Origin of the sequence: Amycolatopsis sp. NPDC048633 (assembly GCF_040650695.1) — a bacterium.
GTDB lineage: Bacteria > Actinomycetota > Actinomycetes > Mycobacteriales > Pseudonocardiaceae > Amycolatopsis.
In genome coordinates, this window is sequence record NZ_JBEZHS010000009.1 from 42957 (window position 1) to 68416 (window position 25460).

A 25460-nucleotide genomic window follows, 5' to 3' on the forward strand; every position below is an offset into this window, starting at 1 on the left:
GCGCAAGACACAGTGTGCCGGGTCCGTCCCTGTGAACGCCCACGCACACCATCTTGCCCTGCCTGCGCGCAGGGAGCCCGGGCCTCCCTTGTGACGAACCACGTCCGAGAGGCATTTGTGACAGTCACGTTCAACTCTGGTCCCTCCTCGACGTCCGCGCACGCGGGCCGTCCCGACCGCAGGCCGCGTCAGCGCCCCGCCGGTGGCGACGCGCTGCGCGATGACGCTGTCGAGACCGTGGAGACCAGGACCTTCGCCGAGCTGGGCCTGCCGGAGCCGCTGCTCCGCGCGCTGGCCGAGGCCGGCATCAACAGCCCGTTCCCGATCCAGTCCGCGACCATCCCGGACGCCCTGGCCGGCCGCGACGTGCTGGGCCGCGCCCAGACCGGCTCCGGCAAGACCCTCGCCTTCGGCCTGGCCATGCTGGCCCGGCTCGCCGACGGCAAGGCCCGCCCGAAGCGCCCCCGCGCGCTGATCCTCGTCCCGACCCGTGAGCTGGCCATGCAGGTGGCCGACTCGCTGACCCCGCTGGCCAAGTCCCTCGGCCTGTGGTGCCGCACCGCCGTCGGCGGCATGGCCTTCGCTCGCCAGGCCGACGCGCTTTCGCGTGGCGTCGACCTGCTGATCGCCACCCCGGGGCGGCTGTCGGACCACGTCCGGCAGGGCACCGCGCACCTGGGCGACTGCAACTTCATCGCCCTCGACGAAGCCGACCAGATGGCCGACATGGGCTTCATGCCGCAGGTCCGCGAGATCATGGACCTCACCCCGCCGGGCGGGCAGCGGCTGCTGTTCTCGGCGACGCTCGACGGTGACGTCAACCGCCTCGTGCGGCAGTACCTGAGCGACCCGGTCACGCACTCGGTCGCGCCGTCGACCGCGAGCGTGACGACCATGGACCACCACGTGCTCCAGGTCTCGCACCAGGACAAGCAGGACGTCATCACGCAGATCGGCGCCCGCGAGGGCCGCACGATCATGTTCGTGCGCACCAAGCACCACGTCGACCGTCTCGCCGAGCGGCTGCGCGAGCAGGGCGTGAACGCGGCGGCGCTGCACGGCGGCAAGACGCAGGGACAGCGCAACCGCGTCCTCGCCGACTTCAAGGAAGGCCACACCCCGGTGCTGGTCGCCACGGACGTCGCCGCGCGCGGCATCCACGTCGACGACATCTCGCTGGTGCTGCACGTCGACCCGGCGGCCGACCACAAGGACTACCTGCACCGCGCCGGCCGCACGGCCCGCGCCGGGGCGTCCGGGGTCGTCGTCACGGTGGTCACCAACGACCAGCGCCGCATGGTCAAGCGGATGACCGACCGGGCCGGCGTCCGCGCCGAGTCCACGATGGTCCGCCCGGGTGACGAAGCCCTGACCCGCATCACCGGTGCCCGCGAGCCCAGCGGCGAGCCGGTCATCGAGCGTCGGCGCGAGACCCCGCGTCGCGGCGGCGGCGGTGGCTTCCGCGGCGACCGCGGCTTCGGTGGCTCGAGCCGCGGTGGTTACCGCGGTGGCAGCAGCAGCAGCCAGAGCGGCGAGCGCGGCGGCAGCGGCAGCTACGGCGGCGGCGACCGCGGTGGCGACCGCGGCGGTTACGGCCAGCGCTCCGGCGAGGGTCGTCCCGGCGGCTTCGGCGGCCGTGCCCGTCAGCCCCGCTCGGGCAACGGTGGTGGCTACGGCCGCCCGAGCCGTGGCCCGCGTCGCGGCTACGACAGCTGATCTCCTGGTAGCAAGTTTTCGGAAGCCCCGGACCTCGGTCCGGGGCTTCCGGCGTTTCCGGGCCCGCTTCCCGGTTGTGCCGGGCTCGGATGCGAGACTGCGGGACGTGACTACGCCGCCGACGCTCCCGCCCGAAGAGGTTTTCGACTGGCTCGACATCGAGGCGGAGAAGCGGGCGAACGCGGGGCTCGTGCGGCAGCTGCGGCCGCGTCCGGCGAAGGCGGACGAGCTGGACCTGGCCGGCAACGACTACCTCGGGCTGGCCCGCGACAAGCGCGTCGCCGGGGCCTCCGCGGCCGCCGCGTTGCGCTGGGGCGCCGGGTCGACCGGGTCACGGCTGGTCACCGGTTCGACCGAGCTGCACACCGAGCTGGAGCTGGAGCTCGCCCGGTTCTGCGGCGTGCAGGCGGCGCTGGTGTTCTCGTCCGGCTTCACCGCGAACCTCGGCGCGGTGACGGCGTTGTCGGGGGCCGAGTCCGCGATCGTCACCGACAAGTACATCCACGCGTCGCTGATCGAGGGCTGCCGGCTCTCGCGGGCCGACATCGCCGCGGTCGCGCACGCGACGCCGTCGGCGATCAAGAACGCGCTGGCGACCCGGCGGAAGCCGCGGGCACTGGTGGTGACCGACTCGGTGTTCTCGGTCGACGGCGATCTCGCCCCGCTCGCCGAGCTGGCCGGGATCTGCCGCGAGCACGGCGCCGCGATGGTGGTCGACGACGCACACGGCTTCGGCATCCTGGGCGACGGCGGCCGCGGCGCGGTCCACGCGGCCGGGCTGGCGGGCGCGCCCGACGTCGTCACGACGTTGACGCTGTCGAAGTCGCTTGGTGCTCAGGGCGGGGCGGTGCTCGGGCCGCGCCGGGTGATCAAGCACTTGGTGGACACCGCTCGCAGCTTCATCTTCGACACCGCCCTGGCGCCCGCGAGCGCCGCCGCCGCGTTGGCCGCGTTGCACGCGCTGAAGGAAGAGCCGGGGCTGGCGGAGAAGGTGCTGGAGAACGCGGGCAACCTGGCGATGTCGTTGAAGGCGGCCGGGCTGAAGGTGAGCATGCCGGACGCGGCCGTGATCTCGGTTCAGGCACCATCCGCGGAGACGGCGGTCGCGTGGGCGGCGGCGTGCGCGGAGCAGGGAATCCGGGTCGGGTGCTTCCGGCCGCCGTCGGTGCCGGACGGCATCTCGCGGCTGCGGCTGACGGCGCGAGCCGACCTCACGGAGTCCGATGTGGACCGCGCAGTGAAGGTGATCACGGCGACGGCTCCCCCGGGCGCGACCGCCTGAGCCGTACCCAGAGGGTCGGCTCACGTACCTGGAGAGTCGGCTCACGTACCTGGCGGGTCGGTTTGCGTGATCGGGGGCGGATCTCGCGTGATCCTGGCCGGAACTCGCGTGATTGAAGGCGGAACTCGCGTGATTAGGCGGGCTTTAGGCGGGGCGGCGCATTGTGATGTGCGGGATTCCGTCGTCGTCGACGTACTCGGCGCTTTCCGCGACGAAGCCGTAGCGCGCGTAGAAGCCCTGGACGTACGTTTGCGCGTCCAGGACGTACTCGCCCGGGGTGAGCAGGGCCGCGTCCATCAGCTGGGCCGCCAGGCCGCGGCCGCGGGCGGAGGCCGCCGTCACCACCCGGCCGATCCGGCGGACACCACCGGGGTCGGCGAGCACCCGCAGGTAGGACAACACACCGCTGGAGTCCTCGAACCACAGGTGGCGGGTGTCCGGGAGCAGGTCACGGCCGTCCAGCTCGGGGTACGCCGCCTTCTGCTCCACCACGAACACGTCCACGCGCAGGCGGAGGATGTCGTGCAGCTGGGCGGCGGTCAGCTCGGGCCCGGTCGCGTCGTGCAGGGTCGGCATACCCCTGCTTACCACGCTCAGAAGATGCGTGGCTTGGCCTGGGCCTCGATGTCGTCGGTGTACGCCGAGACGCGCGTGTAGACGCCCGGCTTGCCTGCCTTGCCGCAGCCGTCACCGAACGACACGATCCCGATCAGCGTGTCGCCCACGACGAGCGGGCCGCCGGAGTCGCCCTGGCAGGCGTCGATGCCGCCCTCGGTGTAGCCCGCGCAGACCATGGTCTTGCTGTTGTAGACGTCGTAGTCGGAGCTGCAGTCCGAGTCGGAGACGAGCGGCACCTGGGCACTGCGCAGGTAGTCGGACCGGTCGCCGCCGTCGGCGACCCGGCCCCAGCCGAGCACCGTCGCCTTCGTGCCGGTGCCGTACACCTTCGAGTCACTGCTGTCCGGCAGCTTCGCGGGCCGGTAGTCGAGCTGGCCGCGGACGGTCAGCACCGCGATGTCGTCGCCCTGCGTCGGGTCGTTGTAGCCCTTGCTGATCCAGACCTTCGAGACGCTCAGGACGTCACCCTCGCCGGTGCGCTTGTCCTCCCGGCCGGCCACCACGCGGACGTCCTGCTTCCCGACCGCCTTGGCGCAGTGCGCCGCCGTCGCGACCGCCGTCGAGCTGACGATCACCGCGCCGCAGAACTGGTTGCCGCCCGCGTCGGTCAGGTAGACCGCGTACGGGTGGTCGGAGAGGGATGCCTTGTCGCCGCCGACGATCCGCGGCTGGTTGGCGGACGCGGGATCCGCCGACGCCGTGCCGACGACGACCGGGACGACCACCGCGGCGACCGCGAGGAGCGCGCCGCTCACGAGCAGCAGGGATCGGCGGGACTTCACGGACATGGGTCGTTCCCCTCTTCGACACAACACAAGGCAAGACACTCGGCACCCGGACGACTCCGGTGCGTGAAGGAGTGGCGCTGAATACCCTAATCGGAGTGGGCCCGAAACGGTGTCACTGAAACGGGTGGACTCCGCGCTCACCGAGCGCTTCTGTCAAGCTGATTCGATGCGACGGACAGCGACGGCGACAGCGGGGGCGGTCATGGCCTTCACGCTGGCCGCATGCTCGTCGGAGGCCCCTTCGGCACCCCAGCCGGCGGCCGCGACGCCCTTCTCGACCACCGTGGCCAAACCCCCCGCACCGGTGACTTCGGCGCCGCCGAAGACGTCCAGCGCCCCGGCTGTCACCTGGCAGGTGGGTGCCCGGCTCCTCCCCGTCGGCCCGGACGGGTTCGGCGCGGTCGAACCGACACCACCCGAACTGGTGAACCGGGCACTTCCGACAAAAGACCTCCTCCCGCCGCCGGCGAACGACAAGTACCAGGCGACGATCAGCGCGGTGCCCGCCGACGTCCTCGCGCGCAGCACCTGGCAGCCGGCCTGCCCGGTCAAGGCGGCCGACCTGCGCTACCTGACCATGTCGTTCCGGGGCTTCGACGGCCGCGCGCACACCGGCGAGATGCTGGTCAACGCGAAGGGCGCCGCCGGGATCACCAAGGTCTTCGGGCAGCTCTTCGCGGCGCGCTTCCCGCTGGAAGAGATGCGCGTGACCAGCCCCGCCGAGCTGACCGCGCCGCCGACCGGGGACGGCAACAGCACCAGCGCGTTCGTCTGCCGCCCGGCGCGCGGGCAGACGTCCTGGTCGGCGCACGCGTACGGGCTCGCGGTGGACGTCAACCCGTTCTGCAACCCCTACACCCAGGGCAAGCTCGTGCTGCCCGAGCTGGCGTCGGCCTACCTCGACCGCTCGAACCGCCGGCCGGGCATGGTCCTGGCCGGCGACGCGACCGTGCGCGCGTTCGCCGCGATCGGCTGGAGCTGGGGTGGCGCGTGGACCAGCCCGAAGGACCGGATGCACTTCACCGGCAACGGCCACTGACCACGTAATACGACGTTAAGCACAGCCGGGAACACCCGCCTCCCGGAGACGGTTGGCTAGGGTGACTCGACCGGACCGAACCCCGCGGAGGATGCAGTGCCCCACTACGACCTGGTGATCGTCGGGACGGGATCGGGAAACTCGATCCTCGGCCCCGGTTTCGCCGGCAAGAAGACGGCCATCGTGGAGAAGGGCACCTTCGGCGGCACCTGCCTGAACGTCGGCTGCATCCCGACGAAGATGTTCGTGTACGCCGCCGACGTCGCGTACACGCCTTCGCACAGCGCGAAGTACGGCGTCGACGAAGAGCTGAAGGGCGTGCGCTGGCGCGACATCCGCGACCGCATCTTCGGCCGGATCGACCCGATCGCCGCGGGCGGCGCGGAGTACCGGCGCAGCCACGAGGACAACGAGAACGTCGACGTCTACGAGGGCACCGGCCGCTTCACCGGGCACAAGGAGCTGCGCGTCAGCTTCCCCGACGGCCGCCCCGACGAGGTGCTGACCGCCGACAAGTTCGTGCTGGCCGCCGGCGGGCGCCCGGTGATCCCGGACATCGCCGGCCTGGACACCGTCGACTACTACACCTCCGACACCGTGATGCGGCTCGACGAGCTGCCCGAGCGCATCGTCATCCTCGGCGGCGGGTACATCGCGGCCGAGTTCGCGCACGTCTTCGCGTCGTTCGGCGTGCAGGTCACGCTGGTCAACCGCTCGGCGCGGCTGCTGCGCTCGGAGGACGAGGACGTCAGCGCGCGCTTCACCGAGCTGGCTTCGGAACGCTTCGACGTCCGACTCGAACGCAAGACCGTGCGGGCCCGCAAGACCGACGGCGGCGTCGCGCTCGACCTCGAAGGCCCCCAGGGCGCCGAAACCGTCGAGGCCGACCTGCTGCTGATCGCCACCGGCCGGAAGCCGAACTCGGACCTGCTCGACGTCGCCGCCACCGGAGTGACCACAATGGACAGTGGACACGTCGTGGTGGACGACTACCAGGAGACCGCGGTCGAAGGCATCTACGCGCTCGGCGACCTCTCGTCGCCGCACGAGCTGAAGCACGTCGCGAACCACGAATCCCGGGTGGTGCAGCACAACCTGCTGCACCCGGACGAGCGGATCAAGGCCGACCACCGGTTCGTGCCGCACGCCGTGTTCACCCACCCGCAGGTCGCGTCGGTCGGGCTCACCGAGCAGAAGGCGCGCGACAAGGGCGTCTCCTACGTGACCTCGAAGCAGGACTACGCCGGGATCGCGTACGGCTGGGCGATGGAGGACACCACGGGCTTCGCGAAGCTCCTGGCCGACCCGGCGACCGGGCAGCTGCTCGGCGCGCACATCATCGGCCCGCAGGCGTCGTCGGTGATCCAGCCGCTGATCCAGGCCATGAGCTTCGGCCAGGACGCGCACTCGATCGCCCGCGGGCAGTACTGGATCCACCCGGCCATGCCGGAGCTGATCGAGAACGCGCTGCTCAACCTGCCCCTGGACTGAGTCACCGCGGGCCGGGCGGGGTGACCGCCCGGCCCACGGGAGCACTCAGAGCGTGATCGACCAGGTGTCCAGGGTGCCGGTGTCGCCGGGCCCGTAGTCGGTCACGCGCAGCTGCCACTTGCCGGCCGCCGGGGACGACGCCGTCGCCGGGACGCTGAACGTCCGGGCCCCGCTCCACGGCGTGCACGTGCTGCCGCCGCTGTACTTCAGCGCGTATGCCTTGCCCTTCGGGTCCAGCAGCGTGATGCCGAGGTCTTCGGCGCACGTGTGGCGGATGGTCAGCGAGACGCCGATCGTGGCGGCCGCGCTGCCGGTGAGCGTCGAGCCGATCGGGCTAAACGCCTGCTGGTAGTCACGGATGGCGAAGTCCGTGTCGTTGGTCAGCGTCCGGTTGCCGCCGCCGCCCGCCTGCGTGCGCGCGGACACCGCCGCGCTCGCGGGAGACGCGTTCCCGGCGGCATCACGAGCCTTGACCGTGAAGGTGTACGCCGTGTCCGGGTTCAGGCCGCTGACCGTGGCGCTGGTCCCGGCGACGCTCGCGGCGAGCGCCGAGCCGTTGTAGACGTCGTAGCCGGTGACGCCGACGTTGTCCGTCGCGGCGTCCCACGCGAGCGAGACGCTGTTCGCCGTCGTGCCCGTGGACCGCGGGTTGCCGGGCGCGCTCGGCGCCGTCGTGTCCCCCGTGCCGCCACTCGTGACCAGCGTGAGCTGCCACTTGTTCAGCGCCTCGAGCACCGGCTGGAACAGGGACATGTCCCCGTCGCTCGGGTTCTGGACGCACTGCGACGGACCGCCGTCGTGCAGGCCGGTGGCCTTGTCGCCGAGCAGCCAGCCGCCGCCGGAGTCGCCGCCGAGGGAACACGCGGTCGTCCAGGTCAGGTCGTCGATGATGAGGCCGTTGCCGTAGTCGGCGGACTTGTGGGTGTACTTCACCTCGCCGCACTGCCAGTGCGAAGTGTTGCCGGAGTGGCAGACGCGGTCGCCGACCATCGCCTCGGCCGCGCCGGTGAGCGTCACCGCCGGCTGGCCCCAGGTGTTGACCGACGCCGAGAGGTTCCAGCCCGCCTCCGTGACCGCGACGACGCCCATGTCGCCTTCGCGAGCGTTGACGCTGTGCGTGCCGCCGACGTTCGACGTGCCGATCTTGTTCTGCTGCCCCGAAGCACCGTACGCGGCTTGGTCGCGGTCGTTCGTGCAGTGGCCGGCGGTCAGGAAGTGCTTGGCACCACTGGAATCCGTGACCGGGAACCCGACCGAGCAGTTGGATTCGCTGCCCGGCCACCACGGGTTGCCGGTCTGGATCGTGCCGGACTGCTGCCGCGGCGAGGTCGTCGTTTCGGTGATCCGGACACCGATTTCCCGCACGTGGGAAAGGAAGCTCTCGGTGGCGGCGGTCTTCTTCGTCCGGTCGACGGAAACGCCGACCGCGTTGCCGCGGACGTCGACACCCCAGCCGTAGACGCCGGGGACACCCTTGCCGACCAGAGTCCGGACGGCCGCGTCGGTGCGGTCCAGGTCGGCCTGGCTGCGGGCGACCACCTGAGCCGCGGCTCCGGCGGCGCGGGCCTGGTCGGCGGCGGTCTGCGTGGTGACGGCGACAGTCAGCTTGCCCGTGGCCGCGTCGAACCACTGCCCGGCCGACTGCTGCCGCACGCCCGTGGGCAGGGCCGCGGCCAGCCGGTGCGCGTCGTCCTGGGCGGTGAGCTGGGCTCGCGCCTGGTCCGCGGTCAGCCCGAAGGCCGCGGCGACGCCGTCGACCTCGGCCTGGGGATGGGACGGCGTGGCCGCTTCTGCGGGCGCCAAGCCCAGTCCGAGCGCGGCCAGTGCGGCCACACTCGCGACGGAAACGATCCTGCGCATGCTTTCTCCTCGACTCGGGGAGCGGAATGCGCAAACGGTAGATCGCGGGAAACACCGAATTGAAGATCCGCAAGGCCTTAACAGTTAACTGGCGTCCCATTCCCAATCGAAACCGTAGCGACCGGGCCCGAAGTTGAGCGCGACCCCGTGCACCGCACCGGATTCCGGGACGACGTCGGCGTATTCGGTCGGCTGCCCGTCACGGCCGATGAACCGGCGGCACACCGGCGGAACCGCGGCCGGGTCGAACCGGATTTCGACCACGTATTCGCGGACCGGGAGCCGGAACTTCCGTTCGTAGTTCGTGGCCAGCGGGTGCGGCGCGCGGTTCACGAGCGTGTGCTCGGTGATCACTGTTTCGCCGCGGACGAGCGGCCGGCCGAAGAGCAGTTCGACGACGAGGAGGCCGTCCTCCGGTTTGTGCACGCTGCGCCCGGCCTGGCAGCCCCGCAGCGACCGCACCTCGGGCAGCGGCCGGTCGTGCTCGTCGAGGTGCAGGATGACCACCCAACGGTCCGGGCCGTCCGCTTCGGCCCGCAGCACCTGCCGCGAGTGGAATTCCAGCTCTTCCCGATCCGGCCCGACCGTGACGACGTCGTGCTGGCTGATCCGGGTCAGCCGCTCGTCCCAGCGCGTGTCCACATCGGACACCGCGGCGTCGATGCGCCCGCCGTCCGGCCAGAACCGGCCGATCTCGGCGGCCGTGGACCGGCGCGGCCGCGACGAGCCGAGCAGCGCGACGAGCGAACCCGGCGGCACGTCGAGAACGACTTCGAGCTGCCGCACGCCGCGCACCGAGTCCCGCCGCTGCGGCCGGCTGCGGCCGGACTGCCAGTAGCTCAGCGTCGCCGTCGTGACCGAGACGCCGCGGACGTGCAGGTGTTCGCGCAGCCGGTCCAGGCTCAGCCCGCGGGCGCGGATGGCCGCGCGCAGGGCGGCGTCGAACGGGCCCACGCGCAGCAACGTCCCGAGGTCCGGCGACGGCACGGCCATCCGGTGATCTTAAGCGGCGCCGACCCCGGCGAACGGCATTAACAGTTAAGAATCAGACGAACCGGCGGCGGCCGGCGAGCGCGCCGAACACCATCTGGACGAGCAGCAGGCCCAGCAGCATCGCCAGCGGCACCTGCCAGCCACCCGCGAGGTCGTGCAGCAGGCCGAACAGGAACGGCCCGAGCGCGGCGAACAGGTAGCCGAAGCCCTGCGCCATGCCCGACAGCCGGGCGGTGTCGGCGCCGGTCCGGGCCCGCAGCGCGATCACCGTCAAGGCAAGGGAGAACACGCTCATCCCGAGCCCGACCAGCAGGCTCCACAGCAGCGGCGACCACGACGGCGCGAGCATGAGCCCGGTCGTCCCGACGAACCCGAACACGCCGAGCGCGACGATCCACCGGCCTTGGCCGCGCTGACGGGCCGCCATCGGCGCGACGACCAGGCTGATCGGCACGGCGATCAGCGAGACCAGGCCGAACAGCAGGCCGGCCTCGTCGCGCGGCACGCCGGCGTCCATCAGCACCTGCGGGAACCAGCCCATCGCGGCGTAGGCGTAGAAGGCCTGCAGGCCGAAGAAGATCGTGACGACCCAGGCGAGCCGGTTGCGCAACAGCGACCGCCCGGCATCGGCGGCATCGGCGTGACGCGGTGCCCGGCCGGTGCCACGGGCTGCGAGAATCCACGCGACCAGCGCGACGACGGCCACCACCGCCCAGGAACCCAGGGCCGGGCGCCAGCCGCCGAACGCGTCGCCGACCTGCGGGGTGACCGCCGACCCGAGGGCGCCGCCGCCCTGCAGAGCGGCGGTGTAGACGCCGGTCATGACGCCGATGCGAGCCGGGAAGGAGCCCTTGATGACCACCGGGATGAGCACGTTGATGAGGGCGATTCCTGCGGTCGCGACGAGCGTCCCGCCGAGCACGACGTACGGGCCGTCGAGCACGCGCAGCACGAGCCCGGTCGCGAGCGCGCCCAGGGCGATCGCGATGGCGGCACCGATCCCGGCCCGGCGGGCCAGCAGCGGCGCGGCCAGCCCGGCGCCGGCGAAGCAGAGCGTCGGCAACGTCGTGAGCACGCCCGCCCAGACCACGGAGGCGCCCAGGTCCGCCCGCATTTCGGCGAGCATGGGCCCAACGCCGGTGATGGCCGGGCGCAGGTTGAGGGCGGTGAGCACCACCGCGACCGCGAGCAGCGCGCCGGCCGTGACCACGCCCGGCGTCCGGATCTCCACGGCGCCGTCCAGCTCGGGTTCGAGGGCGGATTCACGGTGTTCGACGCGCATGACCGCTACTATCGCATACGTAGGATGATTGGATGAAGGGATAACTCCTGTGCCTCTGGCCACCACCCGGCGGGCCGGCCTGGTCGACCAGGTCATCGAGCAGCTGCGCACCGCGGTCGCGGACGGCGAATGGCCCCTCGGCGAGCGCATCCCCACCGAAGCCGAGCTCGGCGAACAGCTCGGCGTCGGACGGAACACCATCCGCGAAGCCGTGCGCGCGCTCGCGCACACGGGGCTACTGGAGGTCCGCCAGGGCGACGGCACGTATGTGCGCGCCACCAGCGAGGTGTCCGGCGCGATCCGCCGGCTCTGCGGCTCGGAACTGCGCGAGGTGCTGCAGGTCCGGCGTACCCTCGAAGCCGAAGGCGCCCGCCTCGCCGCGATGTCGCGCACCGAGGAAGAGGTCTCGGAGCTGTGGTCGCTGCTGGCCCGTCGCGAGGTGGAGCTGCGCGAACGGCGCTGGGAGGATTTCGCGCGCACTGACGCCGAGTTCCACACGGCGGTCGTCCGCGCCGGCCACAACGGGCTGCTCACCGAGCTCCACCGCGGGCTGACCGAGGTCATCACGGCGAGCGTCGCGGCGACGTCGAGCATCACGCCCGGCGTCGACCACGTGCCCGAGATCGGCCACGAAGGTCTCGCCGAAGCCATCGCCCAGCGCGATCCCGACCGCGCCGCCGCCGAGGCGTGCGGCTTCCTGGACGAGCTCCTGGAGCGCGTCGAACGCTCCTGAACTGCGCCTTTGCCGACTCTGGCACCACTTCTACCCTTAAGGGTGCCAATTCAGGGTTGTCGTGGTGCCACGGCGGTGCCACAGTAGCGCCATGGACCTGACGCCCTTCGTGAACGAACTCCGCCGGGAGCTCGCGGTCGCCGCCGAGGCGGCGGGTGAGGAAGCCGTCGCCCTCGCCGAGCGGCTCACCGCGCCGCTCGAATCGGCGATCCGGCTCACCCTGCTCGACGCGCTCTCGGCCGCGGCCGACGAGATCACCCGCGACCTCGCGCCCGGCTCCGTCGAAGTACGCCTTCGCCGCCGTGAAGCCGAGTTCGCCGTTTCGCTGCCCACGACGCCCGAGCCGGCGCCCGCGGAAGCGCCGCCGCCCCCGGCCGAGGCCGACGACGGCGCCGTCGCCCGGATCAACCTGCGCCTGCCTGAACAGCTCAAGCAGCGTGTCGAAGAAGCCGCCGGCCGCGACCGGATCTCCATCAACGCCTGGCTCGTCCGGGCCGCGAGCGGCGCGCTCGGCCCCGGCCGGAGCAGCTCCACCCAGCGCCGCTCGGCCTTCGGTGAGAAGTACACCGGCTGGGTCCAGTAGCCCTTTTCCGTCCGTTCCTTCACGTCTCCGACCTGCGGAGACGCCACCCGAGCACCCCAGGAGGGCGCAGCCATGCCCGTTTTCCCCACTCCCGAGCCGATCACCGCCACGATCGACGTCAGCGTCGCGGACATCCGGATCGTCGCCGGCGACCGCGCGGAGACCACCGTCGAGGTCACCCCGGCCGACCCGGCCGACAACGAGGACGTCAAGGCCGCGGCGCGGACCAGTGTCGAGTTCGCCCACGGCGAGCTGCTGGTCAAGGGCCCGAAGTACGTCACCAAGCTCTGGGGCAAGGCCGGCGCCCTGCACATCACGATCGACCTGCCGGCCGGCTCGCGCCTCAAGAGCACCTCCGCCATGGGCGACGTCCGCGTCAGCGGCCGCGTCGGCGAGAGCCGGGTCAAGACCTCCGTCGGCGACATCCACCTCGACGAAGCCGCCGGCGTCGAGGCGAGCACCGCCACCGGCGACGTCACCGTCGAGCGCGCCACCGGGCACGCCGAGGTCCACACCGGCTCGGGCGAACTGCGGATCCGCGAGGTCGACGGCACCGCCGTGCTGAAGAACTCCAACGGCGAGACCCGCGTCGGCGAAGTGACCGGCGACCTGCGCGTCAACACCGCCAACGGCGACATCCTCGTCGACGTCGCCCACGCGGGAGTGCACGCCAAGACGGCCTCCGGCGACATCCGGCTCGGCGAGGTCATGCGCGACCGGGTCGTGGTCGAGACCGCCGTCGGCGAGATCGAGGTCGGCATCCGCGAGGGCAGCGCCGCGTGGCTCGAGCTCAACTCCCTGACCGGCACGGTGCGCAACACGCTCAGCGCCGCCGACGGACCCGGCGGCAGCACCGACACCGTCGAGGTCAAGGCCCACACCTACACCGGCGACATCGTCATCCGCCGCGCCTGAAGACTCCGCACACACAAAGGGGAAGATCCATGTCAGACGCCATCGTGGCCGAGGGACTGGTCAAGAAGTACGGGAAGGTCACCGCGCTCGACGGGATGTCGTTACGGGTACCGGAAGGGACGGTGCTCGGCGTGCTCGGGCCGAACGGCGCCGGGAAGACCACCACCGTCCAGATCCTCACGACGCTGCAGCAGCCGGACGCGGGCCGGGCGACCGTCGCCGGGTTCGACGTGGTGAAGGACGCGCCGGAGCTGCGTTCGCACATCGGCGCGTCGGGGCAGTACGCCGCCGTCGACCTCGAGCTGACCGGGGCCGAAAACCTCGAGATGGTCGGCAGGCTCTACCACCTGGGCACCAAGCGGGCCAAGGCCCGCGGCCGGGAGCTGCTGGCCCGGTTCAGCCTGGGCGACGCCGCCGACCGCCCGGTCAAGGGCTACTCCGGCGGCATGCGGCGCCGGCTCGACCTGGCCGGCGCGCTGGTCGCCAACCCGCCGGTGCTGTTCCTCGACGAGCCCACGACCGGGCTCGACCCGCGGGCGCGCACCGAGCTGTGGGACGTCATCACCGAGCTGGTCGCCGGCGGCACCACGCTGCTGCTCACCACCCAGTACCTCGAAGAGGCCGACCGGCTGGCCGACAGCATCGCCGTCATCGACCACGGGCGCGTGATCGCCCGCGGCACCGCCGACGAGCTCAAGGACCTGGTCGGCGGCGAGCGGATCGAGCTGACCGTCGGCACGCACGACGACGTCGTCGTCGCGCAGCGAGCGCTGGCCCGGCTGGCCAGCGGCGAGCCGCAGGCCGAGGGCTTCCGGCTCACCGTGCCCGTGACCCACGGCGCGAAAGCGCTTACCGAAGCGCTGGCGCTGCTCGCGGTGGACGGCGTGGAAGTCCGCGACGTCGGCGTCCGCCGTCCCACCCTCGACGACGTTTTTCTTACCCTCACCGGCCACGACGTGACCGAGACCGCGAAGGAGGCCGTGTGATGAACGCGGTGCAGATGGCCGTGACCGACGGCGTGACCGTCGCCAAGCGCAACTCGATCAAGATCCTCCGGTCGATGGACCTGCTCGGGTCCATCGTGTTCATGCCGGTGATGTTCGTGCTGCTGTTCGGTTTCGTGTTCGGCAGCGTGATCGACATCCCCGGGATCTCCTACCGCGAGTTCATGCTGCCGGGGATCTTCACGCTCGCGGTGGCGATGGGCAGCATCGTCACCGGCTACGGGCTGACCGACGACCTGCAGAAGGGCATCATCGACCGGTTCCGCTCGCTGCCCATGTCACCGGCGGCGGTGCTGATCGGGCGGACCACCGCCGACCTCATCCTCAACGTGACGAGCCTGCTCATCATGGGCATCGTCGGCCTCCTGGTCGGCTGGCGCATCCACACCGGCGTCTTCGAAGCGCTGGGCGGGGTGCTCCTGCTGCTCGCGTTCGCCTACGCGCTGTCCTGGGTGATGGGGACGCTCGGCCTGGCCGTGCGCAAGCCCGAGGTGTTCAACAACGTCGCGAGCGTGGCGATCTTCCCGCTCACGTTCCTGGCCAACACGTTCGTCGACAGCGCACGGCTGCCCACGCCCCTGCGGGCGATCGCGGACTGGAACCCGGTCTCGGCGATCACCCAGGCGGCCCGGGAGCTGTTCGGCAACACGAGCGCGGTGATGCCGGTGCACGACGTCTGGCCGATGCAGCACGCCGTGCTGGCGTCGGTGCTGTGGATCGTGGTGCTGCTGGCGGTGTTCGTGCCGCTTTCGGTGCGCTGCTACAAGAAGGCGACCAGCCACTGACTCACGGCAGTGTGAGGATCTCGCTGCCGTCGGCCGTCACCACGAGGGTGTGCTCGAACTGGGCCGTCCACTTCTTGTCCTTCGTGGTGACGGTCCAGTCGTCGGACCAGATGTCGTAGTCGATGGTGCCCAGGGTGATCATCGGCTCGATCGTGAAGGTCATGCCCTCCTCGATCACGGTGTCGACGGTGGGCTCCTCGTAGTGCAGCACCGTCGGCGGCGTGTGGAATGCCGGGCCGACGCCGTGGCCGGTGAAGTCGCGGACCACGCCGTAGCCGAAGCGCTTGGCGTAGGCCTCGATGACCCGGCCGATCACGTTGAGCTGCCGGCCCGGCCGGACCGCCTTGATCGCCCGCAGCGTCGCCTCGCGGGTGCGCTCCACCAGCAGGCGGGCCTCCTCGGAGACGTCGCCGGCCAGGAACGTCGCGTTCGTGTCGCCGTGGACGCCGCCGATGTAGGCGGTGACGTCGATGTTGCAGATGTCGCCGTCCTCGATCGGCGTCGAGTCCGGGATGCCGTGGCAGATGACCTCGTTGAGCGAGGTGCAGCACGACTTCGGGAACCGGCGGTAGCCCAGCGTCGAGGGGTAGGCGTGGTGGTCGAGCAGGAACTCGTGCACCACCTTGTCGATGTCGTCGGTGGTGGCGCCCGGCTTGACGGCCTTGCCGCCCTCCTCCAGGGCCTGCGCGGCGATGCGGCTCGCGACCCGCATCGCCTCGATCACCTCGGGCGTGCGCACGCCGTTGCCGGTGTCCCGCTTCGGCGCCGGCTTGTCCACGTACTCGGGACGGGCGATGGAACTGGGGACGTCACGGCGCGGCGTCTGGACGCCGGGAACCAGCGGGGCACGAACGGACATGCCTCCACCTTACGACGGCCCGCTCAGCCGATTGCCGCCAGGAACCGGTGTGCCGCCTGCACCGCCGGTTTGGACGACCCGGCCTCGGTCAGCAGCACCGCGAACGCCAGGTCACCGCGGTAGCCGACGAACCAGCCGTGCGAGCGGGAGCCGTCGCCGAACTGGGCGGTGCCGGTCTTCCCGGCGACGTCGGGGATGTCGCGCAGCCCGGTCGCGGTCCCCGCGGTGACGACCTCGCGCATCATCCCGCGCAACGCGCCCAGGACGTCGTCCGACGGCGGGTCGCCGACGTTCTGCGTGGTCGCGGGCAGGCCCTTGACGATCGACGGCGTCGGCACCTTCCCGGCCTGCACGGTGGCCGCGGCCAGCGCCAGGCCGAACGGGCTGGTCACCACCGTGCCCTGGCCGAAGCCGTTCTCGGCGCGCTGGACGGCCGAGTCGCTGGCCGGGACGGCGCCGGTCACCGTCGTCAGGCCGGGGACGACGAAGTCCGCGCCGATCCCGAACGAGCGGGCGGCATCGGTGAGCGCCGACGACGGCAGCCCGGCGGCGAGCCGGGCGAAGGTCGTGTTGCACGAACGCGCGAAGGCCGTCTTCAGCGGGACGCGCCCGAGGTCGAAGCGGCCTTCGTTCGGGATGACGCGGTTCTCGATCGTCGTGGTGCCGGGGCAGTCGACCGGGCTGCCGGCGTCGACGTCGCCCGTCGACAGCGCGGCCGCCGCTGTCACGATCTTGAACGTCGACCCGGGCGGGAAGCGGCCGGCCAGGGCCAGCGAACCCTCCTCGTCGGCGGCGTCGTTCTGCGCGACGGCCAGGATGTCCCCGCTCGACGGCTGGATCGCCACCAGCGCGGCCGGGTACTGCTCGGTCTCCAGGGCCTTCTCGGCGGCGGCCTGGATCCTCGCGCTGAGGGTGCTGGTGACCGCGGCCGCCGGGCGCGGCGGCTCGGCCGTCAGCTCGGAGACCTCGCCGCCGGTGACGTCCCGGGTGACGATCCGCCAGCCCGCCGCCCCGGCCAGCTGCTGCTCGACCAGCGCGCGGATGCCGGGGAGGACCTGCTGCCCGGAGCCGCGGGTGACCGGCAGCAGGCGCTCCTGGCTGGCGAACCGGACGCCGGGCAGGTCGTAGATCACCGGCTTGACCCGCTGGTAGTCGCCGGCCCGCAGGCTGATCACGGAGTAGGCGTCGCCGGGTTTGGTCTTGCTCATCCCGTCCAGCACCGACCGGCCGGTGACCGACGGCTCGAAGCGGTGCAGCGCCTTCGCCAGCGAGCCGGCGACAGCGCTCGCGTTGCCCGTCTTCTGCGGGTCGACGACCACGCCGACCACGGTCTGCGGGCGCATCAGCGGCACGCCGTCGCGGTCGAGGACCGGCGCGGTCTCGGGCAGCTGCGGCAGCAGGCCGAGGGTCTGGCCGACGGCCAGCTGCGGGTGGACCACGGACGGCTGCCAGTGCACCTGCCAGCCGTTCTCGGCCGCGCGCAGCAGCGCGTCGGCGTGGTAGGTCCACGTGCGGCCGTGCGGCAGGTGCCAGGTGAGCTGGTAGCCGGCGGTGACGGTGTCGCCGTCCGCCGGCTCCTTCACCTCTTCGTCGTCGACGTCCAGGGACTCGGGCTCGAGCACGCCGCGGATCTGGGACAGCACGGTCGTGGCCGCGTCCGGCGAGTCGGTGTTCGCGGCCGCGGCGGCGACGTCGCCGGACGCGACGGCGTCGAGGAAGGCGGAGAGGGCGTCCTCGGGACTGTCGCCCGAGCACCCGGCCGTGGTCGCGGCGGCGAGCAGCAGCACCGCGAGCACACCGCGGCGTCGACGTGCACTCATGGCGGGATGATGCCTGGTCAGCGGGCCTGTCCCGGCCTTGAAACGCCGCCACGGAAGAGTGGCTAGAAGAGCACCGTCGCGTACTGGCCGACCTGCTGGAAGCCGATCTTGCGGTAGGCCGCGAGGGCCGGGGTGTTGAAGGCGTTGACGTAGAGGCTGGCGGTGCGGCCGAGCCCGCGCACGAGCCGGTTGACCACGGCGGCGGTGCCGGCAGTGCCAAGGCCGTCACCGCGGCGTTCCGGGTGTACCCAGACGCCCTGGATCTGCCCGACGGTCGCCGACATCGCGCCGATCTCGGCCTTGAAGACGACCTCGCCGTTCTCGAACCGGGCGAACGCGCGCCCGGCGCCGATCAGCTCGGTGACGCGGGCGCGGTAGCTGGCGCCGCCGTCGCCGCTGCGCGGGTCTACGCCGACCTCCTCGATGAACATCGCGACGGCCGCCGGCAGGTACCGCTCGAGCTCGTCCGGCCGGACGGGGCGGACCAGCGGGTCGGCCGCGACCAGCGGGGTCGAGTCGAGGGCCATCAGCGGCTGGTCGTCGCGGACCTCGCGGGCCGGGCCCCACTCGTCCTCGAGCTCTTCCCACAGGCCGAGGACCTGCTCGGCCGGGCCGACGAGCGAGGAACAGGTTCGCTGTCGCCGCAACGCACGGTCGGCGAAGGACCGCAGTGCGGGGGCGTTGCCGCGGAGGGGGATGAGGTTGGGCCCGGAGAAGCACAGCCCTTGGAGCCGGCCCGCCCGGACCGGCCGGCTGTCGGCGGCCCAGAGCTCGCCACCGAGCCGCCACGGGTCGAGGCCCGCGGCCTCGACCCGGGCGCTGACCATGCAGCTGCCCACCGGGTCGGCGGCGAGCGCGGCACGAACCGCCGGATAGTCCCGATCATCGAGCAGCCGTGCACCTGCAAGCCGCAACACGGGGTCCAGGGTGCCAGATTCGGCGCCTGAACGGAACGCGAGGCCCCGGACACGGTGAGATGAACAGCCCGGGTCGCGGTTCGCGAGGAGAATGGGGTGTATGCAGCGGTATACGTACAAGGTCGTCGAGGTCCGGGAGAAGCTCGTCGGAGGCAAGATGTCGGGTGGGAAGCTCGAGAAGCTGCTCAACGACCACGCCGCCGACGGCTGGCAGCTGAAGGCCATCACCTCGGCGGAGGTGAAGGGGCGTGTCGGGCCCGGTGGGGTCGAGGGCCTGCTGGTCACCTTCGAGAAGCCGGTGGGCTGAGGGACGTCATGAACGACTCGTTCATGACGTCCGGCGACCTGAACGAGTCGTTCATGACGTCCGGGTCCCGCTCGGCTCCGGTCAGGCCGCGCCGCGGTAGGTGCCGATCGTCCAGGCGTTGCCCTCCGGGTCGCGGAGGCTGAACGTGTGCGAGCCGTACTCGGTGTCCGTCAGCTCCGCCGTCACCTCCGCGCCCGCCTTCTTCACCCGCGCGTAGATGTCGTTCACCTGGTCCGACACCACGTACACCGCGCCGGTGCCGGGCTTCATCGCGTCGTGGATCCCGTCCGGCGGGCGGACGCTGCCCAGCATCACCGCGCCGCCCTCGGGCCAGCGCAGCTCCGCGTGCGCGATCAGGTCGCCTTCGGGCACCACCAGCGCCTCGGTGAAGCCCAGGACGTCGACGAGGAAACGGACGGCCGCCGGGGCGTCGTCGTAGCGCAGGGCTGGCCAGACGTTCGGTTCAGGAGTCATGCCGGCGAGTCTTGCCCGGCCCCGGCTTCCTCGTCTTGGAGGAACGGGAGCTCCTCGGCGATCCACGTGCCCGGCGTGCACCCGGCCAGCGCCCGCCACTCGTTGGTCAGGTGTGCCTGGTCGTAGAACCCGCACTCGACCGCCAGCGCGGCCAGGTCCGCCCGCCCCTGCCGCAGCAGCCTCCCGGCCCGCTCGAACCGCAGCACCCGCGCCGCCTGCTTGGGCGCCAGGCCCAGCTCCGCCCGGAACCGCTCGCCCAGGTGCCGGCGGCTCCAGCCGACCTCGCCCGCCAGCTCCGTGACGCGCACCTGACCGTCCGCGCCCCGCATCCGGCGCCACGCCTCCCCCAGCTCGGGCGGCGGCGCCACCGGCTCGACCGCCCGGGCGGCCAGCACGTCGTCGAGGAGGGTGAACCGCTCGCCCCAGGTCGGCAGCTCCCGCAGCCGGTCCGGCAGCGAGCCCAGGCCGAACTCGGCCAGGTCGTGCACCTCGCCGCTCAGCTCCGCCGCCGTGACCCCGAACAGCGTCCGCACGCCCAGCGGGTCGAGCTCCAGCTGCAGCCCTTCCTGGCTGCGGTCCTGCCGGATCAGCACCGCGCTCGTGTGCAGCCCGCCGACGAGCCCGTGCAGGCTGTGCCCGGCCATCCGGACCGGCCCGGCCAGGCTGATGACCAGCGTCACATACCGGGACGGCAGCCCGCGGTGGACGGGCAGCGTCACGTCGTCCTGCCGGTACCCGACGTAGCGCGTGACCAGGGGCCGCACCACGGGGTGCGGCTGCCGGACGGCCCAGGTCACGCTCACGAATACCAGCGTAAACGTCACCACCGACAGTTCCGCTTTCTGCTAACACGGAAGGGCGTCCCCCACCGCGGAAGGAACCCCATGACGATCCAGGAGCAGGCGCAGCAGCTCGAGCTGCTCGCCGACCAGGTGCCGACCGGCATCGCGCTCGCGACGAAGAGCGACCTCGAAGACCTGCAGGCGCAGGTGATGGGCCTGCTCGGGGAGACGTCGACCGCGACCGCGATCCAGGGCTCGATCCAGCTGGCCTCGCAGCAGATCGACGAGGTGGCGGCCGCGCTGGAGAACGTCCGCCTCCAGATTCGCGACGCCGCCCAGCACCACCTACAGGGTTGACTCGTAGTACGAGTGGAGCGCCGGCCGGCCCGGGTAGTCGGGGCCGGCCCGTGTAGGTGGGGCCTCCGGAGCGTCGTCCGTCAGCAGCTCAGCCGGCGGTGACGACCGGCTCGCCCTCGCCGAGGGACTCGCCCGCCTCTTCGGCGATGCGCATGGCCTCTTCGATGAGCGTCTCGACGATCGCGTGCTCGGGCACGGTCTTGATGACCTCGCCCTTGACGAAGATCTGGCCCTTGCCGTTGCCGGACGCGACACCCAGGTCGGCCTCGCGGGCCTCCCCCGGGCCGTTCACGACGCAGCCCATGACGGCCACGCGCAGCGGGATCTCCATGCCCTCGAGCCCGGCGGTGACCTGCTCGGCGAGCGTGTAGACGTCGACCTGCGCGCGCCCGCACGACGGGCACGACACGATCTCCAGCTTGCGCTGCTTGAGGTTCAGCGACTGCAGGATCTGGATGCCGACCTTGACCTCTTCGACCGGGGGCGCGGACAGCGAGACGCGGATCGTGTCGCCGATGCCCTGGCGCAGCAGCGCCCCGAACGCGACGGCCGACTTGATGGTGCCCTGGAACGCCGGGCCCGCCTCGGTGACGCCGAGGTGCAGCGGGTAGTCGCACTGCTCGGCGAGGATCTCGTACGCGCGCACCATGACGACCGGGTCGTTGTGCTTCACCGAGATCTTGATGTCGTGGAAGTCGTGCTCGGCGAACAGCGACGCCTCCCACAGCGCCGACTCGGCCAGCGCTTCCGGCGTCGCCTTGCCGTACTTGTCCATGATCCGCTTGTCGAGCGAGCCGGCGTTGACGCCGATCCGGATCGGCGTGCCGTGGTCCTTCGCGGCCTGCGCGATCTCCTTGACCTGGTCGTCGAACTTCCGGATGTTGCCCGGGTTCACGCGCACCGCGGCGCAGCCGGCCTCGATCGCGGCGAAGACGTACTTCGGCTGGAAGTGGATGTCGGCGATCACCGGGATCTGCGACTTCTTCGCGATCGCGGGCAGCGCCTCGGCGTCGTCGGCCGACGGGCACGCGACGCGGACGATGTCGCAGCCCGCGGCGGTCAGCTCGGCGATCTGCTGCAGGGTCGCGTTGACGTCGGAGGTGAGCGTCGTCGTCATCGACTGGACGGAGATCGGGTGGTCGCTGCCGACACCGACCGAGCCCACCTGGAGCTGGCGGGTCTTGCGGCGCTCGGACAGGACGGGCGGGGGCAGGGCAGGCATACCGAGTGCGACGGTCACGGTTTCCAGCGTACCTACCCCGACCGGGCCACCTTCATCATGTCAACCGTCACGGTGAGCAGCATTACGCCCGGTATGACCCGCCACGGAGGGGCCGGAACCCCTCCGTGGCGGCTATTGCCCGATCCGAATCGGATTGACGATGTCCGCCGTCACCGTGAGTAGCGTCACCGCGCCGCCGATCAGCACCAGCACCATCGTGATCCCGGACAGCTTGGTGTAGTCGACGGGACCGCCGGCCGCCTTGCCCCGCCGGGCGCGGATCCAGTCGCGGATGCGCTCGTACCAGACCACCGCGATGTGCCCGCCGTCGAGCGGGAGCAGCGGCAGCAGGTTGAACACGCCGATGAAGAAGTTCAGGCTGGCCAGCAGGAAGAAGAACAGCACCCAGATGCCCCGCTCGACGGCCTCGCCGCCGATCCGGCTGGCGCCGACGACGCTGACCGGGGTGTTCGGGTCGCGCTCGCCGCCGAAGATCGCGGTGACGACGGCGGGGATGCGCTCGGGGAACTCGACGAGCCGCTGGGCCGTCTCGGAGAACATCGTGCCGGTGAAGCTGAACGTGGCGCCGATGGCGGCGACCGGACCGTACTGCGTGGTCGGCGACGCCCGCTGGGCCGACGCGCCGATCATGCCGACCGACTTGACGCCGTCGGCGGTCCAGCGCTGCACCTTCGGCACGTCGACGACCAGGGCCAGCCGCTGGTCGCCGCGCTGCACGTCGAACTGCGTGGGGCCGCTGGTGGCCTGCACGGCGGCGAGCATCTGCTCCCAGGAGGCGACCGGCTTGCCGCCGACGGCGAGCACCTTGTCGCCGGGCTGCAGGCCGGCCGACTTCGCCGGGGTCGGCGAGCCAGGACGGCAGCTGTCTTCGCTGAGCTGCTTTTCGGTGGTGGCCGACTGGGCGCAGGAGGTCGCGGCCAGCACCGGCTCGGTCGTCTGCGGGGTCAGGACCGGCAGCCCCATCGTCACGGCCATCAGGTAGAGGACGACGAAGCCGAGGATGAAGTGCGTGACCGACCCGGCGCACATGACGACCGTGCGCTTCCAGGTCTTGAACCGCCACATCGCGCGGGGCGCCTCGTCCGGCGTCACCTCGTCGAGCGCGGTCATGCCGGCGATGTCGCAGAACCCGCCGAGCGGGATCCACTTCAGGCCGTATTCGGTCTCCCCGCGGCGCCAGGAGAACACCGTGGGCCCGAAGCCCACGAAGTACCGCCGTACCTTCATGCCGAAGGCCTTCGCGGTGACCATGTGGCCCGCCTCGTGCAGGGCGACCGAGACACAGATCCCCAGCGCGAAGAGCACCACACCGATGATGTAGGACACCCGCTACTTCCCCTCGATGATCGAACGGGCCCGCGCGCGAGCCCAGCGCTCGGCGGCGAGAACGTCGTCGACGTCGCGCGGTTCGCGACGCCACTCGTCGGCGGCTCCCACCACCTCGGAAACAGTGTCCACTATCGACGTGAAGCGGGTGTTCTGCGCAAGGAAAGCGGCGACCAGCTCCTCGTTCGCGGCGTTGTACACCGCGGGCAAGCAGCCGCCCACGGTGCCGCAGTGCCGCGCCAGCTCGACGGCCGGGAAGGCCTCGTCGTCCAGCGGCTCGAAAGTCCAGGTCGCGGCCTTGTCCCAGGTGCAGGCGGGCGCGGCGTCGGGCACCCGGTCGGGCCAGTGCAGTGCGAGCGCGATCGGCAGCCGCATGTCGGGCGGGCTGGCCTGGGCGATCGTCGAGCCGTCGGTGAAGGTCACCATCGAGTGCACGATCGACTGCGGGTGCACGGTGACGTCGATCCGCGCCGGCTCGATGCCGAACAGCAGCGCCGCCTCGATCAGCTCCAGGCCCTTGTTGACGAGGGTGGCCGAGTTGATGGTGATCAGCGGGCCCATCGACCACGTCGGGTGCGCCATCGCCTGCTCGACGGTGACATCGGCCAGCTCGGCGCGCTTGCGGCCGCGGAAGGGGCCACCGGACGCGGTCAGCACGAGCCGGGCGACTTCGTTCCGGTGGCCGGCGCGCAGGGCCTGCGCGATGGCGGAGTGCTCGGAGTCGACCGGCACCAGCTGCCCCGGCTTGGCCGCGGCGAGCACCAGCGGCCCACCGGCGATGAGCGACTCCTTGTTCGCGAGCGCGAGGGTGGCGCCGGTGGCGAGCGCACGCAGCGTCGGCTCGAGGCCGCGGGAACCGGGCAGGGCGTTGAGGACGGTGTCGACGGGCACGGCCTCGATCAGGTCGGTGACGGCGTCGGAACCGGCGAAGAGCCGCGGCAGCTTGAAGTCACCCTGGTCGTAGCCGCGCTTCTTCGCCTCGGTGTACAGCGCGAGCTGCACGTCCTCGGCGGCCGTGGCCTTGGTCACGGCGACGGCCTCGACACCGTGGGCGAGCGCCTGCGCGGCGAGCGCGGCCGGGTCGGCGCCGCCCGCCGCGATCCCGGCCACCCGGAAGAGGTGCGGGTTGCGGGCCGCGACGTCCAGGGCCTGCACGCCGATGGACCCGGTGGAGCCGAGCACGAGAACGCTTCGCGAGGTAGTCATCGCGGGTCATTGTCGCGCGGGGCGTCTCCGCGGCGCACCCGGAGGTGTGGGATCATCGGCGCGTCCGTGGTTCATGGGTCTTGAGGAGTTCATCGTGGCAGGCAAGGCGGTCGAGAAGCGGCCCGAGGTCGACCCCCGCGACGAACCGTCCGCCGCCTGGGGCTGGCACGGGTCGTTCCCGAAGGCCACCCGGATCGCCGGCTGGGTCAGCGCGATCATCCTGCTGGTGATGATCAAGGGCAACCACGAGAACAACACCGAGAACGTGTGGCTCGTCGGCCTCGCGCTGTTCCTGATCCTGCTGCTGGTGCTCGACATCCGTAAGCAGCGCACGGCCTGGCGCAAGTAGTCCGTTACCGGCTAACGTCCCGGGGCATGAAGGTGCGCTGGGGTCTGGCTCTCGTCGGTGTGCTGGGTGCGTTGCTCGTGGCCCCGGCTTCGGCCTCGGCCGCGTCACCGCCGGTGGTCCGATGCTCCTTCACGCCGACGCCGTCGAACCCGGCGGCCCGGCCGGTGGTGCGCCCGCTGCCGTTCGCGCTGACGCGCGGGACCGTGGATGTGACCTTCCGCTTCAACTACGGGCCGGTGACGGTGCGGCTGAATCGCGCCGGAGCGGCGCCCTGCGCGGTGCACAACATGGTGTCGCTGATCCTCCAGCGGTTCTACGACCGTTCGCAGTGCTGGCGGCTTTCGAACTCTTCGCGTCTCGGCGTCCTGCAGTGCGGGGACATCTACGAGGTCGAGAAGGGCGGGCCGGGGTACAAGTTCCCGGACGAGGTGACCGGTGCGGAGACCTACCCGCGCGGGACCGTCGCCATGGGGAACCAGGGGCCGGGGACGAACGGCTCCGAGTTCTTCATCGTGCATTCCTTCGCGAACATCCCGGCGAACTACTCGGTGCTGGGCACCGTGGTCCGGGGGATGGACGCGCTGGACCGGATGGTGGCGGACGGGATCATCCCGACCGACCCGAACGGGCCCCTGGACGGCGCCCCGGCACATCCGGTGAAGATCCAGCGCGCGTCGCTCAGCCGATAGCGATCAAGTACGGTACCGGCCCCGACATCCGGAACGTCACCC

The 25460-nt window shown here is 71.5% G+C and carries 26 protein-coding genes; 13 read left to right on the plus strand and 13 right to left on the minus strand.

Going from position 1 to position 25460, the window contains the following annotated elements:
- Positions 1-117 precede the first annotated feature (117 nt).
- Complete coding sequence (locus tag AB0C38_RS18430) at positions 118-1716, plus strand: DEAD/DEAH box helicase (RefSeq protein WP_360674282.1); 1599 nt, start codon at positions 118-120, stop codon at positions 1714-1716.
- Between the two features lie 106 nt (positions 1717-1822).
- Positions 1823-2998: an 8-amino-7-oxononanoate synthase gene (locus AB0C38_RS18435; RefSeq protein WP_360674285.1), complete on the plus strand. Its 1176-nt coding sequence runs from the start codon at positions 1823-1825 to the stop codon at positions 2996-2998.
- 144 nt (positions 2999-3142) lie between these two features.
- On the opposite strand, the gene AB0C38_RS18440 is transcribed toward AB0C38_RS18435, so the two are convergent.
- Both AB0C38_RS18440 and AB0C38_RS18445 read right to left on the minus strand, forming a co-directional pair.
- Positions 3143-3574, minus strand: a complete 432-nt coding sequence (locus AB0C38_RS18440) for a GNAT family N-acetyltransferase (RefSeq protein ID WP_360674288.1) — start codon at positions 3572-3574, stop codon at positions 3143-3145.
- A 17-nt stretch (positions 3575-3591) separates the two neighbouring features.
- Complete coding sequence (locus tag AB0C38_RS18445; RefSeq protein ID WP_360674291.1) at positions 3592-4404, minus strand: serine protease; 813 nt, start codon at positions 4402-4404, stop codon at positions 3592-3594.
- Between the two features lie 166 nt (positions 4405-4570).
- Between AB0C38_RS18445 and AB0C38_RS18450 the strand changes: the two genes are divergently transcribed.
- Together AB0C38_RS18450 and AB0C38_RS18455 are read left to right on the plus strand one after the other, a co-directional pair.
- The gene (locus tag AB0C38_RS18450) at positions 4571-5443 is read left to right on the plus strand and encodes a M15 family metallopeptidase (RefSeq protein ID WP_360674294.1); all 873 of its coding nucleotides are present in this window, start codon (positions 4571-4573) and stop codon (positions 5441-5443) included.
- A 96-nt stretch (positions 5444-5539) separates the two neighbouring features.
- Positions 5540-6934 (plus strand): mycothione reductase, encoded by a 1395-nt coding sequence (locus AB0C38_RS18455; protein ID WP_360674297.1) that lies wholly within the window; start codon positions 5540-5542, stop codon positions 6932-6934.
- A 45-nt stretch (positions 6935-6979) separates the two neighbouring features.
- On the opposite strand, the gene AB0C38_RS18460 is transcribed toward AB0C38_RS18455, so the two are convergent.
- From AB0C38_RS18460 to AB0C38_RS18470, 3 genes are all read right to left on the minus strand, one after another.
- Entirely contained in the window at positions 6980-8794 is a 1815-nt protein-coding gene (locus AB0C38_RS18460) for a proprotein convertase P-domain-containing protein (protein WP_360674300.1), read from the minus strand.
- Positions 8795-8878: 84 nt separating this feature from the next.
- Positions 8879-9787 carry an XRE family transcriptional regulator gene (locus AB0C38_RS18465; protein WP_360674303.1) on the minus strand — a complete coding sequence of 303 codons (909 nt, stop codon included), beginning with the start codon at positions 9785-9787 and terminating at the stop codon, positions 8879-8881.
- 52 nt (positions 9788-9839) lie between these two features.
- Positions 9840-11069: an MFS transporter gene (locus AB0C38_RS18470; RefSeq protein WP_360674306.1), complete on the minus strand. Its 1230-nt coding sequence runs from the start codon at positions 11067-11069 to the stop codon at positions 9840-9842.
- A gap of 49 nt (positions 11070-11118) precedes the next feature.
- Here AB0C38_RS18470 and AB0C38_RS18475 point away from each other — a divergent pair, with 49 nt between their 5' ends.
- From AB0C38_RS18475 to AB0C38_RS18495, 5 genes are all read left to right on the plus strand, one after another.
- A complete protein-coding gene (locus AB0C38_RS18475) occupies positions 11119-11802 on the plus strand; it encodes a FadR/GntR family transcriptional regulator (protein ID WP_360674309.1) in 684 nt (227 codons plus the stop codon).
- 91 nt (positions 11803-11893) lie between these two features.
- Positions 11894-12385, plus strand: a complete 492-nt coding sequence (locus AB0C38_RS18480) for a hypothetical protein (RefSeq protein WP_360674312.1) — start codon at positions 11894-11896, stop codon at positions 12383-12385.
- Positions 12386-12457: 72 nt separating this feature from the next.
- Positions 12458-13300, plus strand: coding sequence for a DUF4097 family beta strand repeat-containing protein (locus tag AB0C38_RS18485; protein ID WP_360674316.1), 843 nt, complete (start codon positions 12458-12460; stop codon positions 13298-13300).
- Positions 13301-13329: 29 nt separating this feature from the next.
- Entirely contained in the window at positions 13330-14286 is a 957-nt protein-coding gene (locus tag AB0C38_RS18490; RefSeq protein ID WP_360674319.1) for an ATP-binding cassette domain-containing protein, read from the plus strand.
- Positions 14286-15089, plus strand: a complete 804-nt coding sequence (locus AB0C38_RS18495) for an ABC transporter permease (RefSeq protein ID WP_360674322.1) — start codon at positions 14286-14288, stop codon at positions 15087-15089. The genes AB0C38_RS18490 and AB0C38_RS18495 overlap by 1 nt, the downstream gene beginning before the upstream one ends.
- A 1-nt stretch (position 15090) precedes the next feature.
- Here the strand turns inward: AB0C38_RS18495 and map are convergent, their stop codons facing one another.
- The 3 genes from map to AB0C38_RS18510 form a co-directional block, all read right to left on the minus strand.
- Positions 15091-15948 carry a type I methionyl aminopeptidase gene (gene map / locus AB0C38_RS18500; RefSeq protein WP_360674325.1) on the minus strand — a complete coding sequence of 286 codons (858 nt, stop codon included), beginning with the start codon at positions 15946-15948 and terminating at the stop codon, positions 15091-15093.
- A gap of 23 nt (positions 15949-15971) precedes the next feature.
- Positions 15972-17768: a penicillin-binding transpeptidase domain-containing protein gene (locus AB0C38_RS18505; RefSeq protein ID WP_360674328.1), complete on the minus strand. Its 1797-nt coding sequence runs from the start codon at positions 17766-17768 to the stop codon at positions 15972-15974.
- Between the two features lie 62 nt (positions 17769-17830).
- Entirely contained in the window at positions 17831-18685 is an 855-nt protein-coding gene (locus tag AB0C38_RS18510; RefSeq protein WP_360674331.1) for a GNAT family N-acetyltransferase, read from the minus strand.
- A 100-nt stretch (positions 18686-18785) separates the two neighbouring features.
- Between AB0C38_RS18510 and AB0C38_RS18515 the strand changes: the two genes are divergently transcribed.
- On the plus strand, positions 18786-18992 hold the full coding sequence (locus tag AB0C38_RS18515; RefSeq protein ID WP_360674334.1) for a DUF4177 domain-containing protein: 207 nt from the start codon (positions 18786-18788) through the stop codon (positions 18990-18992).
- An 81-nt stretch (positions 18993-19073) separates the two neighbouring features.
- Here AB0C38_RS18515 and AB0C38_RS18520 read toward each other — a convergent pair whose 3' ends face one another.
- Together AB0C38_RS18520 and AB0C38_RS18525 are read right to left on the minus strand one after the other, a co-directional pair.
- Positions 19074-19466, minus strand: coding sequence for a VOC family protein (locus tag AB0C38_RS18520; protein ID WP_360674337.1), 393 nt, complete (start codon positions 19464-19466; stop codon positions 19074-19076).
- A complete protein-coding gene (locus tag AB0C38_RS18525; protein ID WP_360674340.1) occupies positions 19463-20269 on the minus strand; it encodes an AraC family transcriptional regulator in 807 nt (268 codons plus the stop codon). Before AB0C38_RS18525 ends, AB0C38_RS18520 begins: the two co-directional genes overlap by 4 nt.
- Before the next feature lie 81 nt (positions 20270-20350).
- Between AB0C38_RS18525 and AB0C38_RS18530 the strand changes: the two genes are divergently transcribed.
- The gene (locus AB0C38_RS18530) at positions 20351-20605 is read left to right on the plus strand and encodes a hypothetical protein (RefSeq protein ID WP_247062465.1); all 255 of its coding nucleotides are present in this window, start codon (positions 20351-20353) and stop codon (positions 20603-20605) included.
- 88 nt (positions 20606-20693) lie between these two features.
- Here the strand turns inward: AB0C38_RS18530 and ispG are convergent, their stop codons facing one another.
- From ispG to dxr, 3 genes are all read right to left on the minus strand, one after another.
- Positions 20694-21845: a flavodoxin-dependent (E)-4-hydroxy-3-methylbut-2-enyl-diphosphate synthase gene (gene ispG / locus AB0C38_RS18535; protein WP_360674343.1), complete on the minus strand. Its 1152-nt coding sequence runs from the start codon at positions 21843-21845 to the stop codon at positions 20694-20696.
- Positions 21846-21959: 114 nt separating this feature from the next.
- Complete coding sequence (locus tag AB0C38_RS18540) at positions 21960-23174, minus strand: site-2 protease family protein (protein WP_360674346.1); 1215 nt, start codon at positions 23172-23174, stop codon at positions 21960-21962.
- A 3-nt stretch (positions 23175-23177) separates the two neighbouring features.
- On the minus strand, positions 23178-24380 hold the full coding sequence (gene dxr, locus AB0C38_RS18545) for a 1-deoxy-D-xylulose-5-phosphate reductoisomerase (RefSeq protein ID WP_360674349.1): 1203 nt from the start codon (positions 24378-24380) through the stop codon (positions 23178-23180).
- Between the two features lie 94 nt (positions 24381-24474).
- Between dxr and AB0C38_RS18550 the strand changes: the two genes are divergently transcribed.
- Both AB0C38_RS18550 and AB0C38_RS18555 read left to right on the plus strand, forming a co-directional pair.
- Entirely contained in the window at positions 24475-24729 is a 255-nt protein-coding gene (locus tag AB0C38_RS18550) for a DUF2631 domain-containing protein (RefSeq protein WP_360674352.1), read from the plus strand.
- 26 nt (positions 24730-24755) lie between these two features.
- Entirely contained in the window at positions 24756-25418 is a 663-nt protein-coding gene (locus AB0C38_RS18555; RefSeq protein WP_360674355.1) for a peptidylprolyl isomerase, read from the plus strand.
- Positions 25419-25460: the final 42 nt, after the last annotated feature.